Annotated in this window: 16 protein-coding genes; 5 read left to right on the top strand and 11 right to left on the bottom strand. The window is 72.9% G+C overall.

The genetic code is table 11. The features are described 5' to 3' along the window. Window positions 1-135: 135 nt before the first annotated feature. Together ACZ5D2_RS24850 and ACZ5D2_RS24855 are read left to right on the top strand one after the other, a co-directional pair. Entirely contained in the window at window positions 136-867 is a 732-nt protein-coding gene (locus ACZ5D2_RS24850) for a DUF998 domain-containing protein (protein WP_371678789.1), read from the top strand. Then, entirely contained in the window at window positions 864-1,811 is a 948-nt protein-coding gene (locus ACZ5D2_RS24855) for an alpha/beta fold hydrolase (protein ID WP_371678790.1), read from the top strand. Before ACZ5D2_RS24850 ends, ACZ5D2_RS24855 begins: the two co-directional genes overlap by 4 nt. A gap of 16 nt (window positions 1,812-1,827) precedes the next feature. Here ACZ5D2_RS24855 and ACZ5D2_RS24860 read toward each other — a convergent pair whose 3' ends face one another. The 3 genes from ACZ5D2_RS24860 to ACZ5D2_RS24870 form a co-directional block, all read right to left on the bottom strand. Beyond that, window positions 1,828-2,496, bottom strand: coding sequence for a DUF305 domain-containing protein (locus ACZ5D2_RS24860; RefSeq protein WP_468932069.1), 669 nt, complete (start codon window positions 2,494-2,496; stop codon window positions 1,828-1,830). Next, on the bottom strand, window positions 2,493-3,143 hold the full coding sequence (locus tag ACZ5D2_RS24865; RefSeq protein WP_371678792.1) for a DUF3105 domain-containing protein: 651 nt from the start codon (window positions 3,141-3,143) through the stop codon (window positions 2,493-2,495). The genes ACZ5D2_RS24860 and ACZ5D2_RS24865 overlap by 4 nt, the downstream gene beginning before the upstream one ends. A 70-nt stretch (window positions 3,144-3,213) precedes the next feature. Next, window positions 3,214-3,552 (bottom strand): hypothetical protein, encoded by a 339-nt coding sequence (locus ACZ5D2_RS24870; RefSeq protein WP_371678793.1) that lies wholly within the window; start codon window positions 3,550-3,552, stop codon window positions 3,214-3,216. A gap of 223 nt (window positions 3,553-3,775) precedes the next feature. Between ACZ5D2_RS24870 and ACZ5D2_RS24875 the strand changes: the two genes are divergently transcribed. Beyond that, a complete protein-coding gene (locus ACZ5D2_RS24875) occupies window positions 3,776-5,137 on the top strand; it encodes a glutamine synthetase family protein (RefSeq protein WP_266838733.1) in 1,362 nt (453 codons plus the stop codon). A 70-nt stretch (window positions 5,138-5,207) separates the two neighbouring features. Here the strand turns inward: ACZ5D2_RS24875 and ACZ5D2_RS24880 are convergent, their stop codons facing one another. The 4 genes from ACZ5D2_RS24880 to ACZ5D2_RS24895 form a co-directional block, all read right to left on the bottom strand. Continuing rightward, window positions 5,208-6,611 (bottom strand): GTP pyrophosphokinase, encoded by a 1,404-nt coding sequence (locus ACZ5D2_RS24880; RefSeq protein WP_371678794.1) that lies wholly within the window; start codon window positions 6,609-6,611, stop codon window positions 5,208-5,210. A gap of 169 nt (window positions 6,612-6,780) precedes the next feature. Continuing rightward, window positions 6,781-7,512, bottom strand: coding sequence for a hypothetical protein (locus ACZ5D2_RS24885; RefSeq protein WP_468932075.1), 732 nt, complete (start codon window positions 7,510-7,512; stop codon window positions 6,781-6,783). An 84-nt stretch (window positions 7,513-7,596) separates the two neighbouring features. Then, complete coding sequence (locus ACZ5D2_RS24890) at window positions 7,597-9,681, bottom strand: PIG-L family deacetylase (protein ID WP_468932078.1); 2,085 nt, start codon at window positions 9,679-9,681, stop codon at window positions 7,597-7,599. A gap of 278 nt (window positions 9,682-9,959) precedes the next feature. Next, entirely contained in the window at window positions 9,960-12,332 is a 2,373-nt protein-coding gene (locus ACZ5D2_RS24895) for a PIG-L family deacetylase (RefSeq protein ID WP_371678797.1), read from the bottom strand. 208 nt (window positions 12,333-12,540) lie between these two features. On the opposite strand from ACZ5D2_RS24895, the gene ACZ5D2_RS24900 reads away from it, so the two are divergent. Beyond that, complete coding sequence (locus ACZ5D2_RS24900; protein WP_468932082.1) at window positions 12,541-15,528, top strand: bifunctional [glutamine synthetase] adenylyltransferase/[glutamine synthetase]-adenylyl-L-tyrosine phosphorylase; 2,988 nt, start codon at window positions 12,541-12,543, stop codon at window positions 15,526-15,528. A gap of 8 nt (window positions 15,529-15,536) precedes the next feature. Here ACZ5D2_RS24900 and ACZ5D2_RS24905 read toward each other — a convergent pair whose 3' ends face one another. Next, window positions 15,537-16,988, bottom strand: coding sequence for a hypothetical protein (locus tag ACZ5D2_RS24905; protein WP_371678799.1), 1,452 nt, complete (start codon window positions 16,986-16,988; stop codon window positions 15,537-15,539). A gap of 154 nt (window positions 16,989-17,142) precedes the next feature. On the opposite strand from ACZ5D2_RS24905, the gene ACZ5D2_RS24910 reads away from it, so the two are divergent. Beyond that, a complete protein-coding gene (locus ACZ5D2_RS24910) occupies window positions 17,143-18,738 on the top strand; it encodes an amidohydrolase (protein WP_468932086.1) in 1,596 nt (531 codons plus the stop codon). Here ACZ5D2_RS24910 and ACZ5D2_RS24915 read toward each other — a convergent pair. The 3 genes from ACZ5D2_RS24915 to ACZ5D2_RS24925 form a co-directional block, all read right to left on the bottom strand. Further along, window positions 18,735-19,622: a phosphatase PAP2 family protein gene (locus ACZ5D2_RS24915; protein WP_371678801.1), complete on the bottom strand. Its 888-nt coding sequence runs from the start codon at window positions 19,620-19,622 to the stop codon at window positions 18,735-18,737. The genes ACZ5D2_RS24910 and ACZ5D2_RS24915 overlap by 4 nt on opposite strands. Window positions 19,623-19,725: 103 nt before the next feature. Continuing rightward, complete coding sequence (locus ACZ5D2_RS24920) at window positions 19,726-20,757, bottom strand: LacI family DNA-binding transcriptional regulator (protein ID WP_371678802.1); 1,032 nt, start codon at window positions 20,755-20,757, stop codon at window positions 19,726-19,728. 26 nt (window positions 20,758-20,783) lie between these two features. Continuing rightward, window positions 20,784-22,406, bottom strand: coding sequence for a glycoside hydrolase family 13 protein (locus ACZ5D2_RS24925; RefSeq protein WP_468932091.1), 1,623 nt, complete (start codon window positions 22,404-22,406; stop codon window positions 20,784-20,786). Between the last annotated feature and the right edge of the window lie 64 nt (window positions 22,407-22,470).

A 22,470-nucleotide genomic window follows, 5' to 3' on the forward strand; every position in this document is an offset into this window, starting at 1 on the left:
ACTGCCGCCGATCGGGCCCGGCGCCCCGGGAACGCTCCCGTACCCTGGCACGTTTCCCGGTCGGGGAGGCCGGCGGTCCCGCGAGGAGTCCCCGCGTCCACCCCGGATCTGCTGAGGATCACTCACACTATGCGCATGAATGCCCCCACAGGTGCCGGAAGCGCCGGCCGAGGCAAGGGCGCCGGCGGAGGGGGCGTGCAGGCCGTCGCCGTCCTCATCGGACTCGGCGCCGCCGCCTACACCGCCTGGGTGCTCGAAGTCGTGTTCTCCACCGGCGTCAATCCCATCGAGACGTACGTCAGCGAGCTCGCCGCCCAGGACCAGCCGCTCGGCGGCCTCTTCCGGGCCACCGACTTCACCGCCGGCCTCCTCGCCTTCCTCGGCGGCCTCCTCGCCCTGGCGCGCCTGCCGCGACACCCCGAGTCCCGCGGTCCCTGGGCCGTCGCCGGCTGGGCGGGCATCACCCTCTTCGGCGCCGCCACCGCCGCCGACGCCTGGCTGCCGCTGAGCTGCCAGCCGACCGTCGATCCCGTGTGCGCCGCCCGTGAGACCGCCGGTCTCGTCCCGGCCACCCACCAGGCGCACGCCGTCAGCAGCAGCCTCGCCATGACCGGCGCCCTCCTCGGGATAGTGGCCCTCACCGTCGCCGCCCGCCGCTACGGCCGCCTCGCGCCGCTCGCCCGGTTCGGCCCCGCCCTCGTCGCCCTGGAACTCCTCGCCACCGTCTGGACCCTGACCGCCATCGCCCTGTTCACCGCGGGGCACGGCACGTGGGCGCTCGGCGCGGGCCAGCGGCTGCAGGTGCTGCTGGTGGCGATCTGGCTCGGCGTGCTGGCCCACTCCGTGCACCGCGAGGGCCGCACATGACGCGAGGACCCCACGCGACGCGAGGACCGCACACCGGGACGGCCCCCGGCACCTTCGTCCGGGTCGACGGGATCCCCCTGCACGTGGTCGTCGAGGGCCGCGGCCCCGTCGTGGTGCTGAGCGCCGGGCTCGCCCTGGCCTGGTTCGACTGGGACCCCGTCGCCGCGCTGCTCGCCGCCCGGGGCCGCACCGTGGTCCGCTTCGACCGCCCCGGCCACGGGCTCAGCGCCCCCGCGCCCGGTCCCACGGGCGCCGCCGACGAGGCCCACCGGATGGCCGCCCTGCTGGACGCGCTCGGTCTGACCGGCCCCGTCACCGTCGCCGGGCACTCCCTCGCCGGGTTCCACGCCGAGGCCTTCGCCCGTCTGCACCCCGGCCGTACCGCCGCGCTGGTCCTCGTCGACTCCAGCGTCGAGGAGAGCCCCCGTACGAGGCTGCCCGCCGCCTGGCGCACCGGCGCCGCCCGTGCCCTCGGCCGGGCCGTGACCGCCGCCGGGATCCCGGCCGCGCTGGGACCCGCGGTCCGGCGCGGCGTCGTACGGGCCGGCCGGACGGGCGGGGCCGCGGACCCGGCCGCGCGGGACCTCGTGCGCCGCTGCTACCGCTCCGGCCGCGTCTGGCAGGGCGCGCTGCTGGAGAACGCCCGCTACCCCGACACCGCCGCCGAGCTGCTCGCCCTGCGCGCGGACCACCCGCTGGCCGCGCCCGCCACCGTCCTCGCCGGCCACGACGGCACCGCCGGCCGCGCGGCCCTGCGCTGGCTCGCCCGCCAGGCGGACCTCGCCGACCGGATCGGCGCCCGCTTCGAGGTGGCCGAGCCCTCGGGCCACCTCGTCATGCTGGACCGCCCGGACCACGTGGCCCGGGCGCTCCAGCACGCGGCGGCCCCGCCGGAGGCCCCGGACCCGCCGGACGCGACGACCCCGACGGACCCCGCGGACTGACCCGCGGGTACGCCGTTCACCCGCGCGGGGCCGCCCCGCGCTGCTTGAGCATGTCCGCCATCAGGGTGAGCTCCGACTGCTGCGCCGCGACCATGCCCTGGGCCAGCGCCCGCTCCGCCGGCGTCCGGCACTGCGCCGCGCAGCCCTGGGCCATCGCGACGCCTCCCTTGTGGTGGTCGGTCATCAGCTGGAGGTAGAGCACCTCTGCGTCCCGGCCGTTCGCCGCGCCGAGCCGGTCCAGCTCCTCCTTGGTCGCCATGCCGGGCATCAGCGCCCCGGGCTTGGTCGCGTGCTCCATGTGCCCCGCGTGCTCGCCGCCCCCTTCGGAGGCGGACATCCAGGACATCGGCGGCTCGTCGGCCAGCACCTTCGGCAGCCCCCACAGGTCCAGCCAGCCCAGCAGCATGCCGCGCTGGTTGGCCTGGGTGTTGGCGATGTCGTAGGCGAGGCCGCGCACCGGCTCGTCCTGGGTGCGGTCGCGGACGATGAAGGACATCTCCACCGCCTGCTGGTGGTGCACCGCCATGTCCCGGGCGAAACCGGCGTCCGGGGAGAAGAGCGCCGGAGTGGAGGAGGGGGCGGAGGAACCGCCCGAGCCGCCGTTCGCGGTGGCGACCGTGGCCCCCACCGCGAACAGCACCGCGAGGACTACGGCCGCGCCCGCGGCCCAGTACGTACGGGTCACTTGTCGGCCAGCCCGTTGGTGCAGGCGGCGCCCGGTTCGGGCGTCTGCGGGCCCTGCACGTACTTGGTGAAGAACTGCGCCACACGGGGGTCGTCGGCCTTGTCCACCGTCAGCTGCTTGCCCCACGCGCTCAGCATGATCGTCCCGGCCTGCTCCTTGTCCGGGCTCATCAGCGTGTACGGGGTCTTGCCCACCTTCCCGGCGAGCGCCTCGACGTCGCCCGGGGCGGCCTTCTCGTTGTACGTCACCCACACCGCGCCGTGCTCCAGCGAGTGCACGGCGTTGACCTCGGGGATCGGGTTCTTGTAGACGTCGCCGTTGCAGTTCATCCAGCGGGGGTTGTGGTCGCCGCCGACCGGCGGGTTCATCTCGTACTTGACCGGGGTCTCGACGTGGTTGCGGCCGAGCTTCTTGACGTCCCACTCGCGCTCGCCGCTCACGGGCGCCTTGCGCGCGGCGACCGCGTCCTTGTCCTTCTGCTTCTGCTCGATCAGCAGCCACGACCCGAAGCCGACGAGTCCGGCGACGATCACCGTGGAGATGCCGATGGCGAGGAACTTGTTGCGCCGGTCGCGTGCTTTCTCGGCGCGCCGCATCTCGGCTATGCGGTTCTGGCGGGAGGTGTTGTCCGACGTCCTGCTGGCCATGTGCCCTGGTTCCTTCTGCTGAGGGGGGTGTCGTGGTGGAGCCGTGGATGCGCCCGGGGCGCCGCGGCGCTCACGTCCGCAGTACTTGCAGGGAGTACAGGCCGGGCGCGCGCGCCAGGGTGCCGTCCGGCCGTACCGGCCCGGCCGCGGCGGCCGGGCGGACGGCGGGTGCCACCCGGTCCTGCGGCAGCGCCACGGCGGGCGGCGGGGCGGGCAGCACGGCCGGGGTCACGTGGGCCAGCGGGGAGCAGCCCGGCAGGTCGTACGGGGACACGCAGGCGGCGTGCGCGGAATGCGCTCCGGAACCGCCCGGGTGCGGTGGGTGCGCGGCGGCGGGCCGCGCGCACAGGAAGGCCACGCAGGCGGCCACGCCGAAGGAGATCAGCAGCAGGAGGGCAGCGCGGCGCACGGGCCGCCCGTGGCTCCCGCTCCGCGTGTGCTCCCAGCCCCCCATGGGCGCAGATGGTAATGCTCATGACGGCTCGGTGGTCAGTGCGGGGGTGTCATCGGCTTTCGGGGGTGCGTAATGTGGCGGAAACCACCAATGGCGATACTGGGCGGGCCCGACTGTGCGCCCCCCCGGTCCTTCGGGGCGGTGGTGCACGGATCGTCTGAACTGCGAGGATGAAGGCATGGACAAGCAGCAGGAATTCGTCCTCCGGACGCTGGAGGAGCGGGACATCCGCTTCGTGCGCCTGTGGTTCACCGACGTGCTCGGCTTCCTCAAGTCCGTCGCCGTCGCCCCGGCCGAGCTGGAGCAGGCCTTCGACGAGGGCATCGGCTTCGACGGCTCGGCGATCGAGGGCTTCGCCCGGGTCTACGAGTCCGACATGATCGCCAAGCCGGACCCGAGCACCTTCCAGATACTGCCGTGGCGCGCCGAGGCCCCCGGGACGGCCCGGATGTTCTGCGACATCCTGATGCCGGACGGCTCCCCGTCCTTCGCGGACCCGCGCTTCGTCCTCAAGCGCATCCTGGCCAAGACCTCCGACCTGGGCTTCACCTTCTACACCCACCCGGAGATCGAGTTCTTCCTGCTGAAGGACAAGCCGCTGGACGGCTCCCGCCCGGTGCCGGCGGACAACTCCGGCTACTTCGACCACACTCCGCAGAACGTCGGCATGGACTTCCGCCGCCAGGCGATCACCATGCTCGAATCCATGGGCATCTCGGTCGAGTTCAGCCACCACGAGGGCGCCCCCGGCCAGCAGGAGATCGACCTGCGCTACGCGGACGCGCTCTCCACGGCCGACAACATCATGACGTTCCGCCTGGTCATGAAGCAGGTCGCCCTCGAACAGGGGGTCCAGGCCACCTTCATGCCCAAGCCCTTCTCGGAGTACCCGGGCTCGGGCATGCACACCCACCTGTCCCTCTTCGAGGGCGATCGCAACGCCTTCTACGAGTCGGGCGCCGAGTACCAGCTCTCCAAGGTCGGCCGCTCCTTCATCGCGGGCCTGCTCAAGCACGCGGCGGAGACGGCCGCGGTCACCAACCAGTGGGTCAACTCCTACAAGCGCATCTGGGGCGGCTCCTCCCGCACGGCAGGCTCGGGCGGCGAGGCCCCCTCGTACATCTGCTGGGGCCACAACAACCGCTCGGCCCTGATCCGAGTCCCGATGTACAAGCCGGGCAAGACGGGTTCCTCCCGGGTCGAGGTCCGCTCGATCGACTCGGGCGCCAACCCGTACCTCACCTACGCGGTCCTCCTCGCGGCGGGCCTCAAGGGCATCGAGGAGGGCTACGAACTCCCGGCGGGCGCCGACGACGACGTCTGGGCCCTCTCCGACGCCGAACGCCGCGCGATGGGCATCGAACCCCTCCCGCAGAACCTGGGCGAGGCCATCTCCCTGATGGAACGCAGCGAACTGGTCGCCGAGACCCTCGGCGAACACGTCTTCGACTTCTTCCTGCGCAACAAGAAGCAGGAGTGGGAGGAGTACCGCTCGGAGGTCACCGCCTTCGAACTCCGCAAGAACCTCCCGGTGCTGTAACGCGAGCAGGGGCCGGCGGCGCTCGGCTGCCCGCCCCTGCTCGCCTCACCGGGGCCGGGCCGTATCCGGACTAGGTGAGCCAGGCCAGCAGCGCTTGCTTCTCATCCTGTTCGAGATTCATGAGATTCTCTGCGCGCTTGATGACCAGTGACGAATAGAGGCTCTTGATCTGCTCGACCGACAGTGGGCCGCGAAGGTTCTTCGAGTAGAGAATGCCCTTCGTGATGTAGTCGAGATGAGCACGCGAGACGGCGATGGGGAAATCGGCCTGCCTTGCGCGCCGAGTCATGTCGTTCACCCGGGCGAGGTCCAGCACCTGTTCGGACCAGTCGATTTCCCGAGAGGCCTGAGCGAGCCTGTCGTAGGCGGAGAGCAGCTGTTCTCGGTTGATCAGGGGGAGGTTCTTGTCCACCTGCTTGAGGGTGCGCGCTGCCTGCGGAATGCCCGTGTCGGATGCCGTTGCTCCGGCCGCGGCCGATGCGACGAAGTCTGCCGGCATGACGTATGCGGGAGGGCGGTCCGTGATGGTTACTCCCGTGGACGACGCTCGCACGAGTGATTTGAATGATTCGAACCCGAACCACCCGTGACTGACTTCCTGTCCGAATTCACGCTGGAGCTCCCACGCCAGGCTGGCCAGGTCGATCGGGCGGCTCAGGCCCTCCAGGCGCTCGCGCAAGTAGCGTCTGGCGGCTTCCTGCGACCCGGCCCCGCTCGCCACCTCGGCGTCGACCCGCTCCGGGGTCTTCTCCTGAGGCTCCTCGGAAGTGCCGTCCAGCGGCTCCTCGATGGCGACACTCGACAGCCTGTCGAGTTCCTCTCGGAGGTCCTGCGCGATGTCGTCCACGGCGGCCAGCAGGTCGGCCATCCTCTTGCTGAGGGTTCTCACCAGGGCGGGGGGCTCGCTTCCCGGCTTGTACGTGTCTTCGTGCGTCAGTTCCCCCCATCCGTCCTGGAGGAGCGTCCTGACTTGCAGCTCGCACGTCACGAGGTGCCACTCGACACTCAGGGAGATCGCGGTCTGGAGGTTCACGTGAACTGCCCTGTAGCCGCTGGGCTTCGGGGCGGCGGCATAGTCCTTCCAGGACTGCTCCTCTTGAGTGAGGACCGATTCGAAAGCTCCGCCTGCGACGGGAAGCGCCCTGATGAGCTCTTTCACCCTGGAGACGTCTGACTGGTTGTTGCAGGTGATCCGAAGTCCGACCAGGTCATCGATGATCTCTGGAATCTGACCCAAGCGTTGAATTGAATCCCGGTATTTTGGGAGGCTGAGCTTCCGCCAGGTTCGGGCCTTGCTCTTGACCCTCCGCCCGGTGATCCGCACACGGGCGCCTTCCATCTCGCTCAGGCTGTCTTCCAGATACTCGGAGAGTGCTCGTGCGGCGGCATCGCGGGCGGTGTCCAGGTATTTTTTCCTGTGCGCGTCGTACCAGTCGCTGAATTCCTGGTAGGAGAAAGGAAGCTCGTCGGCCAACTTGTACCCCTCACCTGAAGAACTGATCAAATGAAGAAAAGCGCGGCATCGCCCCGAATAAATCCGAATATGGGACGGTCGCCAGATAGCTTCACAGGCTACAGGGTGATCATGGTTTGAATAGGCCGATCGACAGGAAACGACGGAGCCCCGGCGGCCCGGAGTCGGTTCAGGGCTTCGCGCAGGTGAGGGTGACCGGGTCGCTGCGGCCCGTCAGGTTCGCGGACGGGACGTGGAGGGTGACGAAGCCGATCTGGGGGTCGCCGTTCACCGTGGGCGGGAGGTCGACCACCTTGAAGAGGGAGACGCTCTCGATGCCGGGGTCGAAGTGGGCCTTGCCCGATCCGATGGGGTCGGAGCCGGAGGCGAAGGTCCAGAAGTAGGGGACGTCGCCCTTGCCCGTGCCGCTGATCTTGCCGTCGAACTCGGCCCTGTTCGGCTTGGAGCAGTCGACCGTGGTGCCCGGTTTGGTGAGGGTGGCGACCGAGACCCGGGTGACCTGCACCTTGCCCTGCTTGCCGCCGCCGCGGTCCGGCTTCTGGCGGGGCGGGGTCAGGCAGTCGATGCGGGTGCCGTGGCCGGAGCCGCCGGCCTTGAAGCCGACGCTGTACCTGCCGTAGCGGACGTTGTCCTGCTGGAGGGAGCCCTCGTCGCCGATCCGGGTGCGCTGGCTGGTGCGCGGGCCGTTGATCGTGACGGACTGGCCCGGGTCGAAGCCCTCCAGGACGAGGGTGTACGAGGTGCCCCCGCCCTGCCCGCCCTGCCCGCCCTCCCCGGTCGCCACCAGTTCGCAGGACGCGGCCGCGGGCGGGGCCGCCGCCGGGGCGGCGAAGGCGGGGGTGGCGGCCGGGGCGGCGAGGAGCGGGGCGGCCAGGAGCGTGAGGAGGCGGTGCCGGTTCATCGTGCTGCCCTCCGTGCGGAGAAGCCCCCGATGCTCCCTCCAGGATATCGGCGGGCAGGTGGGGCGCACCTGCCCGCCGGGAGGTCAGGACGGTGGGGCCGGGGCGACGGCAGGATGCCAGGTGGCGGGGGGTGCGGCCGGGCGGGTGGTCGCCGTGTGGAGCAGGGCGTCCAGACCCAGGACCGCCGTGGTCGTGGTGCCGGCGGGGCCGAGGACCGCAGTGGGGGCGCCCGCGTACAGCATCCGGGACTCGGTCCAGGCGGGCGGCCCGCCGAGGGCCGCGGTGGCGACCGTACCGGTGTCGGCGCGGCCCGTCAGGGCGCGGCCCGCGGCGGCGACCGCCCCGTAGCCGGCCCGGCCGCCGGACTCGCCGAGGCCGGTGACCTGGGGGGCGCCCGGACCGGCCGTGACCAGGGCGGTCCGTACCACCCCGGAGTCGGGGCGGCGGAAGTAGAGGCGGACGCCCGCGCCGTCGCGGGCCGCCGAGAGGGGCACGGTGGTGGCGGGCAGGGCGGTGGGGTGGGGCCCGGTGAGCGGGGCCCCGGGGGACGGCTGGGTCCAGGCGAGGACCGACGTGGTCGTGGTGGCGTAGACGTGGCGCCGCCCGGCCGCGTCGGTGAGGGTCACGGGGTCGCTCTGCAGGTCCTCGCCGCCCAGCCGCTCCCAGTCGCCGAAGGCGCCCGACGGCTGCTGGACCCGGGCGCGCAGGGTGCGGTGGGTGTCGCGGAGGTAGACGGTGAGGCGCCCGCCTGCGTCGGCGACGGCCGCCGGGGCGCTGATGGCGGAGGTGCCGGGCTCGTCTCCCGGCTCGGGGGTGCCGAGGGACTGCCAGGGGCCGAAGGGGCCGTCGGGCGCGGACTGCAGGGCGCAGACGACCTCGCGCCGGTAGTCCGCCGGCCGGGGTCCGAGGGTGGTGCGGGTGGCGAGGACGGCGACGCGGCCGTCGGGGAGGCGGGCGGTGGTGGCGCCGGGGTCGATGCCGGTGCCCGGCAGCAGCGCGGGCCCGGTCCAGGTCCCGGCCGGGTCCCGGGACCACAGCGCCATCCGGCCGTCGAGCGCGGCGAAGGCCCACAGGCGGCCCGGGGTGCCCTCGACGAGCCAGGAGGTGGTGTCGGCGCGGGCGTAGCGCAGGGACTGGGCCCAGTTGCGGCCGGTGGGGCTGCCCGCCACCTTGCGGTCCCCGCAGCCCGAGGGGCTGCCGCAGTAGTCGGTGCGGTCCTGCCAGGCGTACGTCTTCAGGAAGCCGATCTTGGTTTCGGCGGTCTGCGGGTCCAGGGCGTGGGGGAGGGTGCCGTTGTGGTAGCCGAGGTAGTTCTGGACGGTGAAGCGCGGCCGGTCCGAGACGCGCTCGGCGTAGGCGGCCGTGGCCGCCTGCACGAAGCGGGCGCCGTACATGTGGTCCTGGTGGTCGGTGTACTTGCCGGTGTCCGCGTACCGGTTCGGCGTCGGGTCCTGCATGCGTATCGTCGTCGGCCGGTACCGCTCCAGGATCCCGGCTATCGAGTCCACGACCTGGTCCTTGGTGTACGTGAACGACTGCCGGACCGGGGTACCGGTGGTGAGCTGGGCGCCGAGCGCCGGTATCCGGCCGTTCCACAGGCCGCGCAGGCTGTCGGGGTTGTCGCCGGCCGGGCTGCGGGCCTCGCGCAGCTGCAGCCAGACGAGGTTGACGCGGGGCCGGGCGACGAGGACGTCCAGTTCCGCCTGTCCGCCGCCCGCGGTCGGTATGACCGTACGGGTCCACGCGCTGGTGCGGTCCCCGGTGGCCATCTGGGCGTACGCCGAGCGGATGCCGTTCTGCCGGGCCTCCGCGTAGCGCGCGCGGTCGGCGGGCTGCTCGGGGTCCCTGGCCTGGCCGCCGTGCGCCTCGTTGCGGCCGTCGGCCTCGCCGGAGGTGAGGTAGACGGTGGTGAGCGGGAGGCCGGCGAGGAGGGACCTGCTGAGGTCGGGGTTCATGAAGAACAGGTCGTCGTCGGGGTGCGCGACGATCTGCACCACCGTGCCGGAGGTGGTGCTGGCGGGGAGGACCGGGGTCCGGCCGGGCCGGTCGTTCTGGGTGGCCTCGGCCGAGGTCTGCCGGCCGGAGGCGATGGAGAGTGCGCCGGAGGCGCCCACGGTGAGCATGGGCACCACGGCCGCGAGGAGGAAACGGCGGCGGGATACGGGCATCGGTCACGCCTCGGGGTCGTTCCGGACGGGCAGGAAGAACCGCTGTGCAGTCAATGAGAGGCCAAAACGGGGGAGTTGGTTCACCGATTTCGCCGATGACGCGTGCTTTCCGGAAATGACCGGTTGTGATGCTGCACGGTGCGGGTGCGGACGTGCGCAAGTGCCCGGATCGTGGACGTGGTTGGCGGGCCCGGAACGCAAACAACACCCCGGGATGGGGTGTTGGAGGCGTTATGCGGCTTATGTGCCGCCTGTCCCGGATGTCTTCGGGTGATGTGCTACGGGGCCGTGCTGCGCGGGCCCACCGGCTGCCACGGCGCCAGGTACGCGTCGGCCTCGTCCGCCGACGAGGTGACGTAGAGGCGCGCGTCGAGCCCGACCACCGCCAGGCTGACCATGTTCTTCCCGGTCATCGTGCTGGACGGTGCGCCGGCGAACATCAGCGGCGAGCGCTGCCACGGCTGTCCGATGCCCACGTCCGAGCCGAGGCGCCCGCCCGCCGTGCGGCCGGCCAGCACGTGCCCGCTCGCCGTCACCGAACCGAAGCCCTGGAGCCCGCCGAGGTCGGTGAGGTTGTTCACCTTCAGGCCGCCTTCGCCCGTCATCAGGGCGGTGCGGACGTTGCCGGAACCGGGCTTGCGGAACCACAGCCGTACTCCGCCCTCGCGGGCCTCGGCCGTCAGCGGGAGCGTGGTGTCGGGCAGTCCGGTATGGGTGGCCGGGCCCAGCGGTGCACCCGGTTCCGGCTGCGTCCAGCCGATCACCGTCTTGGTGGTGGCGGCGAACACCATCCGGCGTCCGGCCCCGTCGGTCGCGGTGGCCGGGGTGCCGTGCAGGTCGGTCCCGCCGTGGTTCTCCCAGGGGCCCCAGCTCCCGTCGGCCCGCTGCGCGCGGCCGCGCAGACCGGAGGCGCCGTCGCGGACGTAGACGGCCGCGAGTCCGGTGCCGTCGACGGACACGGCGGGGGCGCTGATGTCGGAGGTCCACGTGTCGTCGGCGGCCTCGGGGGTGCCGAGGGACTGCCACTCCCCGAACTCCTCGGAGCCGGGGTCCCGCTGGACGGCGTAGACGACCTCGCGCCGGTAGTCGGCGGGCCGGGCGCCGAAGGTGGTGCGGGTGCCGAAGGCGGCTATCCGGCCGTCCGGCAGGGTGACGGTGGAGATCCCCTGGTCCATGCCGGTGCCCGGGAGCAGGCGGGGGCCGCTCCAGCTGCCGATCAGGCCGGCGCGGTGCCAGAGGGCGACCTGGCCGTCGAGGACCTTGAAGGCCCACAGGCCGTGGTCCCGGTCGGAGGTCAGCCAGGAGGTGCTGGTGTCGCGGGCGTAGTTGATGGAGTCCGTCCAGCGGTTGCCGGAGGGGTGGTCGGCGACCTTGAGGTCACCGCAGCCGGCCTCGCTGCCGCAGTGGTTCTGCCGGTCGAGCCAGGCGTAGGTGTCCAGGATGTCCAGCTTCTCCTTGGCCTCGCCGGGGTCCAGGGCGAGGGGGAGGGAGCTGTTGAAGTAGCCGACGTAGTTCTGCACGGCGAAGTGCGGGCGGTCCTTGACCTCCCGGGCGTAGTTCTCGGCGGCCATCTGCACGAACCGGGCGCCGTAGAAGTGGTCCTGGTGGTCGGTGTACCGCTTGGTGTCCGGGAAGCGGCCGGGGGTCGGGTCCTGCATCCGGATCGTCGTCGGCCGGTAGGTCTCCAGGACGCCCTCGATCGTCCGGACGACCTGCTCCTTCGTGTACGTGAACCGCTGCTTGACCGGGGTGCCGGAGGCGAGCATCGACTCCAGGCGCGCGACCCTGCCGTCCCACAGGCCGTGAAGGCTGTCGGGGGCGTCCCCGTAGACGTTGCCCGCCTCGCGCATCTGCAGCCAGACGAGGCTGACCTCGGGCTTGGCCTCCAGGACGTCGACCTCGGCGTGGCCGCCGCCCTTGGTCGCCACGACGTTGCGCTTCCAGGGGCTGCTGCGGTCGCCGGTGGCCATCTTGGCGTAGGCGGCGCGGATGCCGTTCTGCCGGGCCTCGGCGTAGGCGGGCTTGTTGGGCGGGGTGGAGGCCTCCTTGGCGGCGCCCGCGTTGATGCCGTCGGCCTCGCCGGAGGTGAGGTAGACGGAGGTCACGGGGTGGCCGGCGGCTATGGAGTACCGCAGGTCCGGGTTCATGAAGTACAGGTCGTCGTCGGGGTGCGCGACGATCTGCAGCACCCGGCCCGGGTCGGGGGTGCCGGCCGCGGTGGCGGTGGTCAGCCGGGAGTCGGCGCCGGTGGGCGCGTCGAGCGCGGCGTAGGCCTCGTTGCCGCGGAGCACGAGCATGCCGACGGCCGCGGCGGCCGCGCAGGCGGCCACGGCCTTGACGGTCCGGGCCCGGTGGAGCGCGGGGTGCGCGGGCCGGTGGTGGGCGGGCCGCCCGGAGGGGTGCGGGTACGCGGCCGGGCCCGGCCCGGTGGCCTGGCGGGGTACCTCGGGACGACCGGAACCGCCGCGGGGTACCCCGGGACGGCCGGAACCGCCGCGGGGTCCGTTCGCGTCGGAGGGTGCGGTGGTCGGTTCCGGTTCGAGACGCGGTGCCGCCGCGGTCGAGGGCGACCGGGGAGCGGGCGCGGCGGGCCGGCGCGGGGCCGGGACCGGAGGCGGCGTCGGGGCGGAGTACGGACGTCCTTCGGACATGGGGCTCCTCGCAACCGGTCGCACGGGGACCGGGCCCCTGACGCATAGATCTAAAAGTAACCAGAAAATCTGATAATCCGCCTCATGATATTCGCCACGACACGCCGGTGAGTCGAACGCCTGCTCCGGCTAGGCTCGCCCCAGGCCGGCCACCACCACCGGCAGCGCCGGCCGACCACCGGCGGCGACGCACTCGGGAGGCGGCGGGATGACAGTCCCGGGACGCAGGAGCAGCACCTTCATCCGACTGCTGCGCAGCGGGTTCACCGACCCGTCCGCCGCGGCCCGGCTCCTCGACGCCGACGCGCTGGCCGCCGTACGCACCGACCCGGTGCTCCTCGACGCCCTCGGCGCCACCGCCGACCCCGACCTCGCCCTCCTCGGCCTCGTCCGGCTCGCCGAGGCCCAGCCGGCCGAGCAGCTGCCCGTGCTCCTCGACACCCTGGTCAGCGCCAAACCCCTGCGCGACCGCCTCCTCGGCGTCCTCGGCGCCTCCGAGGCCCTCGCCGACCACCTCGCCCGCCACCCCCGCGACTGGCAGGCCCTGGTCACCTACGAGGCCGCCGACCTGCACCCCGGCCTCGCCGAGTTCGAGCAGGGCCTCGCCGACGCCCACGACCCCGTCGAGCTGCGCGTCGCCTACCGCCGCTGCCTCCTGTCCATCGCCGCCCGCGACGTCTGCGGCACCACCGACGTCGCCCAGGCCGCCGCCGAACTCGCCGACCTCGCCACCGCCACCCTCCGCGCCGCCCTGCGCATCGCCGGCGCCGCCGCCCCCGAGGACGCGCGCCAGTGCCGGCTCGCCGTCATCGCCATGGGCAAGTGCGGCGGCAACGAACTCAACTACGTCTCCGACGTCGACGTGATCTTCGTCGGCGAAGCCGCCAACGGCACCGACGAGGGCAAGGGCATCCAGGCCGCCACCCGCCTCGCCTCCCACCTCATGCGGATCTGCTCCGAGACCACCGTCGAGGGCACCATCTGGCCCGTCGACGCCAACCTCCGCCCCGAGGGCCGCAACGGCCCCCTGGTCCGCACCCTCTCCTCACACCTGGCCTACTACCAGCGCTGGGCCAAGACCTGGGAGTTCCAGGCCCTGCTCAAGGCCCGCGCCGTCGCCGGCGACGAGGCGCTCGGCGCCGAGTACATCGCGGCCATAACGCCCCTGGTCTGGCAGGCCGCCGAGCGCGAGAACTTCGTCGCCGACGTCCAGAAGATGCGCCGCCGCGTCGTCGACAACATCCCGGCCGCCCAGATCGACCGGGAGCTCAAACTCGGCCCCGGCGGGCTGCGCGACGTCGAGTTCGCCGTCCAGCTGCTCCAGCTCGTGCACGGCCGCAGCGACGCCACCCTGCACTCCGGCAGCACCCTCGACGCCCTCCACGCCCTGGCCGCCGGCGGCTACGTCGGCCGCGCCGACGCCGCCCAGCTCAACGACGCGTACCGCTTCCTGCGCTCCATGGAACACCGCATCCAGCTCTACCGGCTGCGCCGCACCCACCTCGTCCCCGAGGACGAGGCCGACCTGCGCCGCCTCGGCCGCTCCCTCGGCCTGCGCACCGAACCCGTCGCCGAACTCAACAAGGCCTGGCGCCGGCACGCCTCCGCCGTGCGCCGCCTCCACGAGAAGCTCTTCTACCGGCCCCTGCTCGACGCCGTCGCCCAGCTCGCCCCCGGCGAGACCAGGCTCTCCCCCCGCGCCGCCGGACAGCGCCTCGAAGCCCTCGGCTACGCCGACCCGGCCTCCGCCCTGCGCCACCTCGAAGCCCTCGCCTCCGGCGTCAGCCGCAAGGCCGCGATCCAGCGCACCCTGCTGCCCGTCATGCTCGGCTGGTTCGCCGACTCCGCCGACCCGGACGCCGGGCTGCTCAACTTCCGCAAGGTCTCCGACGCCCTGGGCAAGACCCCCTGGTACCTGCGCCTGCTGCGCGACGAGGGCGCCGCCGCCGAGAACCTGGCCCGCGTACTGTCCGCCGGACGCCTCGCCCCCGACCTCCTCATGCGGGCCCCCGAGGCCGTCGCCCTGCTCGGCGACGCCGGAGGCCTGGAACCGCGGACCCACGAGGCCCTCGAACAGGAGGTGCTCGCCGCCGTCGGCCGCGCCGAAAGCGGCGAGGCCGCCGTCACCGCCGCCCGCGGGGTCCGCCGCCGCGAACTCTTCCGCACCACCGCCGCCGACATCATCGCCTCCTACGGCACCGAGGACAGCCCCGCCGAGGAGGACCCCGGAGCCCTCGTCGACCGGGTCGGCGGCGCCGTCTCCGACCTCACCGCCGCCACCGTCGCCGGCGCACTGCGCGCCGCCGTCCGCGACCACTGGGGCGAGACCCTCCCCACCCGCTTCGCCGTCATCGGCGTCGGCCGCTTCGGCGGACACGAACTCGGCTACGGCTCCGACGCCGACGTCCTGTTCGTCCACGAACCCCGCGAGGGCGTCGACGAACAGGAAGCCGCCAAGGCCGCCCAGACCGTCATCGCCGAGATGCGCCGCCTCCTGCAGCTCCCCACCGCGGACCCGCCGCTGCTCATCGACGCCGACCTGCGCCCCGAGGGCCGCTCGGGCCCCCTCGTGCGCACCCTGTCCTCGTACGCGGCCTACTACCGCCGCTGGTCCCTGACCTGGGAGAGCCAGGCCCTGCTGCGCGCCGAGCCGGTCGCGGGCGACGACGACCTCGGCCGCCGCTTCATCGAGCTGATCGATCCCCTGCGCTACCCCGTCGAGGGCCTCGGCGAGGACGCCGTGCGCGAGATCCGCCGGCTCAAGGCCCGGATGGAATCGGAACGGCTGCCGCGCGGCGCCGACCCGACCCTGCACACCAAACTCGGCCGCGGCGGCCTCAGCGACGTCGAGTGGACCGTCCAGCTGATCCAGATGCGTCACGCCTGGGCCGAACCGGGCCTGCGCACCACCCGCACCCGCCAGGCCCTGGCCGCCGCCCACGCCGCCGGGCTGATCCCGACCGAGGAGGCGCAGGTGCTCGACGAGGCCTGGGTGCTCGCCACCCGGGTCCGCAACGCCGTCATGCTGGTCCGCGGCCGGGCCGGGGACACCTTTCCCGCCGACGCCCGCGAACTGGCGGCGGTCGGCCGCTACCTCGGCTACCCGGAGGGCAGGGTCGGCGAGATGCTCGACGACTACCGCCGCATCACGCGGCGCGCCCGCGCGGTGGTGGACGAGCTCTTCTACGGGGCGTAGGCGCCATCCTACGGAGCCTGGGAGCGGGCGGGGTCCAGCAGCGTGGCGAAGGGGATCTCGGTGACCGCGGAGTCGTACTGGTCGACGCCGTACCTCTCCGAGGACTCGGCGTCGGCCGATACGTGACCCTTGGAATCGCGCGGGGAGATCAGAACGTAGATGCCGCTGTTCGGCGCGCCGAACGACCGGTACGTATTGACGTACCGGGGCCTGCGCGTCACGTTGATGATGTTGTTGTTGTGGCGCACCCTCGCGTGGTACATGACGTAGTCGAGGCATCTGACGGCGGCGCAGTCGAAGAACCTGTCCGTCTTCTGCTGCCAGGAGAAGACCGGATATCTGAGTTCGTCGTTGACCTTTCCGCGGTCCCCCCTCATGAAGATGACCGTCACGGTGGCCATGACGAGGTCGTACGGTGCGCCCGTGGGGATCTGGACCACTCGCTCCGTGGTGTAGTCGGCTCCCGGCGCAGCCCAGGAGTCCACCGGTACGACCAGGCCGCTGTTGATCACCTGGTACCCGGTGGGCTGCACGTGGAGCTCCAGGTCCGCCCGGCCCTCCGTGTCGGCACGCCATTTCTTCTGCTCCACCGCGGTCTTCTTCCCGTCGAACACGGATTCCCGGCCGTACACCTGGTAGCCGCTGTTGAGGATGTAGGCCGGAACGGCCCCGTCGTTCGCCACGTGGAGCTTCACCGGAAGGTAGACGACGGGACGGTTCGGATCCCGCTTCGGTGTTCCGAACGTCGCCTGGACCTTGAAGTGGAAGAGCGCGGCGTGCGGCTGGTACAGGGCCGAGTAGGCGAAGTTGGCCGAAGCCAGCAGGGCCGTCGCCGCCACACCCGCCGTGAAGCTCCTGGGATAGGGGATCCCCTTCCATGTCCGCGCCCGCCAGACCGTCCACGCCGCCCAGACCGCCCAGAGCGACAGCGCGAGGAACACCGGCAGGTACGGCGTCCACTCCCGCTCCTGGAACCAGACGGCCAGCAGCAGCGCCTGCGTCGCCACCGCGATGAGTACGCCCACCAGCACGAGGGCGCCCGAGTACCGCAGCGTCCGTTTCCCCCAGAAGTCGCACACCGCGGCCGCCGCGACCACCTGGAGCGCTCCGGAGAGCACGAGGAGCATCCCGGTCAGACGCCCCGAGAAGGTCAGTGCCCCCAGCGCGTCCACCATGCCGATGTCGGCGAGCAGGAGGGCCGAGACGAGCAGCCCGGCCGTCAGGAGCGCGATCGTGGCGCGCCGGCGTCCCGTGCGGTCGGGCCAGACGGTGCCGTCCGCCCCGCGCCAGGTGACCGAGGCCCGGTCCTCCAGGTCCATGCCGGGCGGCAGCCCCGCGCGGCACAGCTGTCTGCGCAGATCGCGTCGCGACCAGGCGCTGCCCGCCGGCCCGCCGTCGACGGTCACCGCGCGCAGACCGCGTTGGTCCGGCGCCTGGACCACCACCCTGTGCGTGCTCATGGCCCCAGGCTCACGGCCCCGCCCGGGGCGCGCACCCGGGGTTACTCCGACCGCCGGGTCCCGGCCCGACGGCCTCGCCCCCGCCGTCGGCATCGTCCTCGTGGCCCTCGTCCCGGCCGTCTTCCCCACCCGAACCCCCTGAAGGAGCAGAGCCGTGCCCACTGCCGACACCGTCCTCACCGGAGCCCGCGTCCGCACCCTCGACCCCGCCCGCCCCGAGGCCGGCGCGGTAGCCCTCGGCGGCGGACACGTCCTCGCCGTCGGTGACGGGAGCGACGTACGCGACTGGCGAGGACCCGGCACCCGGGTCATCGACCTCGGCGGCGCCACCCTCACCCCCGGCCTCACCGACGCCCACAGCCACCCCGTCTGGGGCATCGAGATGTCCACCGGTGCCGACCTCACCGCCGTCCGGGACCTCGACCAGCTCCGCGCGGCCCTGCGCGCGGCCCCCCGCACCGGCGGCTGGGTCCTCGGCTGGGGCCTCGACCACAACGCCTTCGGCGGCCGCCCCGTCCACCGGGACCTGATCGAGGACTCCCTCGGCGGAGCCCCCGCCTTCCTGCGCCTCTACGACGGCCACTCCGCCCTCGCCAACGGCCCGGCCCTCGCCGCCGCGGGGATCACCGGCCCCCGCGCCTTCGCCCAGCGCTCCGAGATCGTCTGCGACGCCGGCGGAGCACCCACCGGACACCTCGTCGAGCACGCCGCGATGTCCCTCGTCGGAGCCCTCGCCCCCACACCCCGGTCCGCCGAGCGCCGCGCCCGCCTCCTCGCACTGCTCCGCGACATGGCCGCCACCGGCCTCACCGGCGCCCACGTCATGGACCTCGGCGACGGGGACGTACCCGCCCTGCTCGCCACCGTCGAGTACGAGGGCCACCTCCCGCTGCGGCTGCGCCTGGCCCCCTGGTGCATGCCGGGGGCGGACGGGGACGCCCTCGCGGAACTGATCGCCCTCCAGGGCCGGGGCGGACGCCACTGGCAGGTCGGCGGGGTCAAGCTCTTCATGGACGGCACCGTCGAGGGCGGCACCGCCTGGCTCGGGCACGCCGACTGCCACGGGCAGGGCACCGAGGCCTTCTGGCCCGACCCCGACGCCTACTCCCGGGCCGTACGGGTCCTCGACGCGGCCGGGGTGGGCACCGCCACCCACGCCATCGGCGACGCGGCCGTCCGCCACGTCCTGGACACGGTCGCCGCCCTGGGGCCCCGGGCGCGCATGCGGCACCGGATCGAACACATCGAGACGGTCCCCGACGACCAGCTGGAGCGGTTCGCCGAGATCGGGGTGATCGCCTCCATGCAGCCCCCGCACACCGCCTACACCCGGGCCGACCACACCGACGAGTGGTCGAAGCGGCTCGGTGACGAACGCGCCGGACGGGCCTGGCGCTGCCGGGACCTGCGCGACGCGGGAGCCGTCCTGGCCCTCGGCTCGGACTGGCCCATCGCCCACCACGACGCCCGGCAGGTCCTCGCCACGGCCCTGCGCCCCCGCGGCGCGGCTTCCCACGGACGGGCCCTGACCGGGCTGATGGCCCTGGAGGGGATGACCTCGCACGCGGCGCTCGCGGCCGGAGAGCAGGCGGTGGCGGGAAGGATCGCGCCCGGTCTGCGCGCGGACCTGACGGCCTTCACCGTCGACCCGGTCACGGCGGGCCCGGACGAGCTGGCCGAGGCCCCGATCCGGCTGACGGTGTCGGGCGGCCGGATCACCCACGGGGAGCCCGGAGCCGACACCCCCTAGCGGCGGAAGCGGTTCAGCAGTGCCGCCGACGCGGGGTGCGGGCCGGTGTGCACCGGCTGGCGCGGCAGCCGGTGCGGCAGCGAGCCGTACCAGATCCGGGTGACGGCGAACCCGAAGGCCAGGCACGTCATCCCGCCGACGGCGTCGAGCCAGAAGTGGTTGGCGGTGGCCACGATGACGACGAGGGTCGCGGCCGGGTACAGCAGGCCCAGGATCCGGGCCCACGGCGCGGACGCGACCGCGAAGATCGTCAGCCCGCACCAGAGCGACCACCCTATGTGCATGGACGGCATCGCGGCGTACTGGTTGGACATGTGCTTGAGGTTGCCCGAGGCCATCGAACCCCAGGTGTGGTGGACCAGCACGGTGTCCACGAACCGCTCCCCGTTCATCAGCCGGGGCGGCGCGAGCGGGTAGAAGTAGTAGCCGACCAGGGCGACGCCCGTGGTGGCGAACAGCACGAGCCGGGTGGCCGCGTAACGGCCGGGATGGAAGCGGTAGATCCACACCAGCACGCCGATGGTCACGACGAAGTGCAGCGTGGCGTAGTAGTAGTTCATCCCCACGATCAGCCACGTCACTGAGTTCACCCCGTGGTTGATCGAATGCTCGACGGCGATCCCCAGACCGCGCTCGACGCTCCAGATCCAGTCGGCGTTCGCGAGGGCGGCGGCCTTCTGCTCCGGTACGGCGTTGCGGATCAGCGAGTAGGTCCAGTAGCTGACCGCGATCAGCAGGACCTCGAACCAGATGCGCGGCCGGCGCGGCAGGCGCAGCCGTGCGAGGAGGGTGCGCTCGGACTCCCGGCGGACCTCGCCCTCGCTCACGATGGGCGACGAGACGTCCGTCCGGGTTTCCAGTGTCTTCACGCTCGCTTCACCCATGGGGAGAGAGTCTGCCAGATGCCTTCTCGCCTCCGATCATCCCTCCGGACGGTCTTCGGCGCCCGCGCTCAGCCCTGCGGACTACCCGCGGACCCGGGGCCCCCTAGGGCCTGCGGCGCTGCCCCGGCCCGGAGGCCGTGGAACCGCGGACCACCAGTTCCGGGAGGAAGACGAACTCGCTGTGCGGGGCCGGCGTACCGCCGATCTCCTCCAGCAGCGTGCGCACGGCGGCCTGTCCCATGGCCAGCACGGGCTGGCGGATCGTGGTCAGCGGCGGATCCGTGAACGCTATGAGGGGGGAGTCGTCGAAGCCGACCACCGACACGTCCCGCGGGACCGCGAGGCCCTGCTGCCGGGCGGCCCGGATCGCCCCGAGCGCCATCATGTCGCTCGCGCAGACGACGGCCGTGCAGCCCCGCGCGATGAGCGCGGACGCGGCGGCCTGCCCGCCCTCCAGGCTGTACAGGGAGTGCTGGATCAGCTCCTCGACCTCGGAATCGTCGAGCCCGAGCCGTTCCCGCATCCCGAGCCGGAAGCCCTCGATCTTGCGCAGCACCGGCACGAACCGCTTGGGCCCGACGGCCAGGCCGATCCGGGTGTGCCCCAGCGCGGTCAGGTGGGTCACGGCGAGCTGCATCGCCGCCCGGTCGTCGGGGGAGACGAAGGGCGCCTGCACCTTGTCGGAGAAGCCGTTGATGAGGACGTACGGGACGCCCTGGCCGCGGAGTTGGTCGTAGCGGCCCATGTCGGCGGTGGTGTCGGCGTGCAGCCCGGAGACGAAGATGATGCCGGAGACCCCGCGGTCCACCAGCATCTCGGTCAGTTCGTCCTCGGTGGACCCGCCGGGCGTCTGCGTGGCCAGCACCGGCGTGTACCCCTGCCGGGTCAGCGCCTGTCCGATGACCTGCGCGAGCGCCGGGAAGATGGGGTTGTCCAGCTCGGGGGTTATCAGCCCGACCAGACCCGCGCTGCGCTGGCGCAGCCGCACGGGCCGCTCGTAGCCGAGCACGTCGAGCGCGGCCAGCACGGACTCGCGGGTGCCTGCGGCCACACCGGGCTTGCCGTTGAGCACGCGGCTGACTGTGGCTTCGCTGACCCCCGCCTGGGCTGCGATGTCGGCTAGCCGTGCGGTCACGGGATTGGACTGTACCGGTCCCCGGCTCACAACGCCCACCACGTGCAGGAATCCGTCGGGAGCAGAACCGTGCGGCCGTCCGTCTCCACCGGTGAGCTGGAGAGGACGGGCCGGCCGGGGGAGGGGATCTCCAGTGCGGTCGGGCGGGTGTTGAGGGTGCAGGCGAAGCCGGGGCGGGTGAAGAGGAGGACGCCCGCGGGGGAAGGGAGCCAGGTCAGGGGGCCCGCGTCCGGGGAGCCGAGGCCGGGCAGGGCCCGGCGCAGCTCCAGCGCGGCCCGGTACAGCTCCAGCGTGGAGTGCGGGTCGCCGGTCTGCGCGGCCACGCTCAGCCCCGCCCAGTCCGCCGGCTGCGGGAGCCAGCTGCCGCCGGGCCCGAAGTCGTACGGCGGACACGGCCCGGACCAGGGCAGCGGGATCCGGCAGCCGTCGCGCAGACCCTCCTGCCCGGCGGAGCGGTGGAAGGCCGGGTCCCGGCGGACCTCGTCGGGCAGGTCGGTGACCTCGGGCAGGCCCAGCTCCTCGCCCTGGTAGACGTACGCCGACCCGGGCAGGGCCAGCATCAGCAGCGCCGCCGCCCGCGCCCGCGCGAGGCCCCGGGCGCCGCCGCCGTAACGGGTCACGTGCCGCACCACGTCGTGGTTGGACAGCACCCACGTCGTCGGCGCCCCGACCGAGGCGGTGGCGGCGAGGGACTCGTCGATGACGGTGCGCATCCGCTCCGGGTCCCAGGGGCAGTTGAGGAAGCGGAAGTTGAAGGCCTGGTGCAGCTCGTCGGGGCGGACGTACAGGGCGAGCCGCTCGGAGGTGGGTGCCCAGGCCTCGGCGACGCCGATCCGCTGGCCCCCGTAGGAGTCGAGCAGGCGGCGCCAGGAGCGGTGGATGGCGTGGACGCCGTCCTGGTCGAAGAAGGGGAGGGCCTCGGTGCCGATCAGGGTCGCCTGGGCGCCGCGGCCGATGTCGGGCAGGCCGGGGGCCTTGACCATGCCGTGGGCGACGTCGACGCGGAAACCGTCCACGCCCAGGTCGAGCCAGAACCGCAGGACGGAGGAGAACTCCGCCGCCACCTCGGGGTGCTCCCAGTCGAGGTCCGGCTGCTCGGGGGCGAACAGGTGCAGGTACCAGGAGCCGTCCGGGACGCGGGTCCAGGCGGGGCCCCCGAAGACCGACTCCCAGTCGTTGGGCGGCAGCGCGCCGTCGGCACCCCGGCCGGGGCGGAAGAGGTAGCGGGCGCGGGCGCCCGGCTCGTCGGCGAGGGCGTCCAGGAACCAGGGGTGGCGCTCGGAGGTGTGGTTCGGGACCACGTCGACGATGACCCGCAGGCCCAGCTCGTGCGCGGCCCGTACGAGGTCGTCGGCGGCGGCGAGGTCCCCGAAGAGGGGGTCGACGGCCCGGTAGTCGGCGACGTCGTAGCCGCCGTCCGCCTGCGGGGAGACGTAGAAGGGGGTCAGCCACACGGCGTCGACGCCGAGCCGGGCCAGGTGGGGGAGCCGCTCGCGCACCCCGCGCAGGTCTCCGACGCCGTCGCCGTCGCTGTCGGCGAAGGACCGTACATACACCTGATAGATGACGGCATCGCGCCACCAGCCGCGGCTCGCGGTCGGGTTGCTGGAAGCGCTTGCAAGCGGGAGGGCCGTCAGCTCATGGGTCATATCGGGGTCAACGCGGGTACACACCCCCTGGTTGCGGGCCCGTGGAATCGAAGCGGGTTCGAAC

It is taken from the genome of Streptomyces sp. NPDC031479, assembly GCF_055581065.1.

What these genes read in the sequence shown, in the direction of transcription:
- ACZ5D2_RS24895 (WP_371678797.1), bottom strand. Translation starts at nt 12,332, where the DNA reads ATGTCCGAAGGACGTCCGTACTCCGCCCCGACGCCGCCTCCGGTCCCG.
- ACZ5D2_RS24875 (WP_266838733.1), top strand. Translation starts at nt 3,776, where the DNA reads ATGGACAAGCAGCAGGAATTCGTCCTCCGGACGCTGGAGGAGCGGGAC.
- ACZ5D2_RS24900 (WP_468932082.1), top strand. Translation starts at nt 12,541, where the DNA reads ATGACAGTCCCGGGACGCAGGAGCAGCACCTTCATCCGACTGCTGCGC.
- ACZ5D2_RS24865 (WP_371678792.1), bottom strand. Translation starts at nt 3,143, where the DNA reads ATGGCCAGCAGGACGTCGGACAACACCTCCCGCCAGAACCGCATAGCC.
- ACZ5D2_RS24885 (WP_468932075.1), bottom strand. Translation starts at nt 7,512, where the DNA reads ATGAACCGGCACCGCCTCCTCACGCTCCTGGCCGCCCCGCTCCTCGCC.
- ACZ5D2_RS24915 (WP_371678801.1), bottom strand. Translation starts at nt 19,622, where the DNA reads ATGGGTGAAGCGAGCGTGAAGACACTGGAAACCCGGACGGACGTCTCG.
- ACZ5D2_RS24890 (WP_468932078.1), bottom strand. Translation starts at nt 9,681, where the DNA reads ATGCCCGTATCCCGCCGCCGTTTCCTCCTCGCGGCCGTGGTGCCCATG.
- ACZ5D2_RS24905 (WP_371678799.1), bottom strand. Translation starts at nt 16,988, where the DNA reads ATGAGCACGCACAGGGTGGTGGTCCAGGCGCCGGACCAACGCGGTCTG.
- ACZ5D2_RS24855 (WP_371678790.1), top strand. Translation starts at nt 864, where the DNA reads ATGACGCGAGGACCCCACGCGACGCGAGGACCGCACACCGGGACGGCC.
- ACZ5D2_RS24850 (WP_371678789.1), top strand. Translation starts at nt 136, where the DNA reads ATGAATGCCCCCACAGGTGCCGGAAGCGCCGGCCGAGGCAAGGGCGCC.
- ACZ5D2_RS24925 (WP_468932091.1), bottom strand. Translation starts at nt 22,406, where the DNA reads ATGACCCATGAGCTGACGGCCCTCCCGCTTGCAAGCGCTTCCAGCAAC.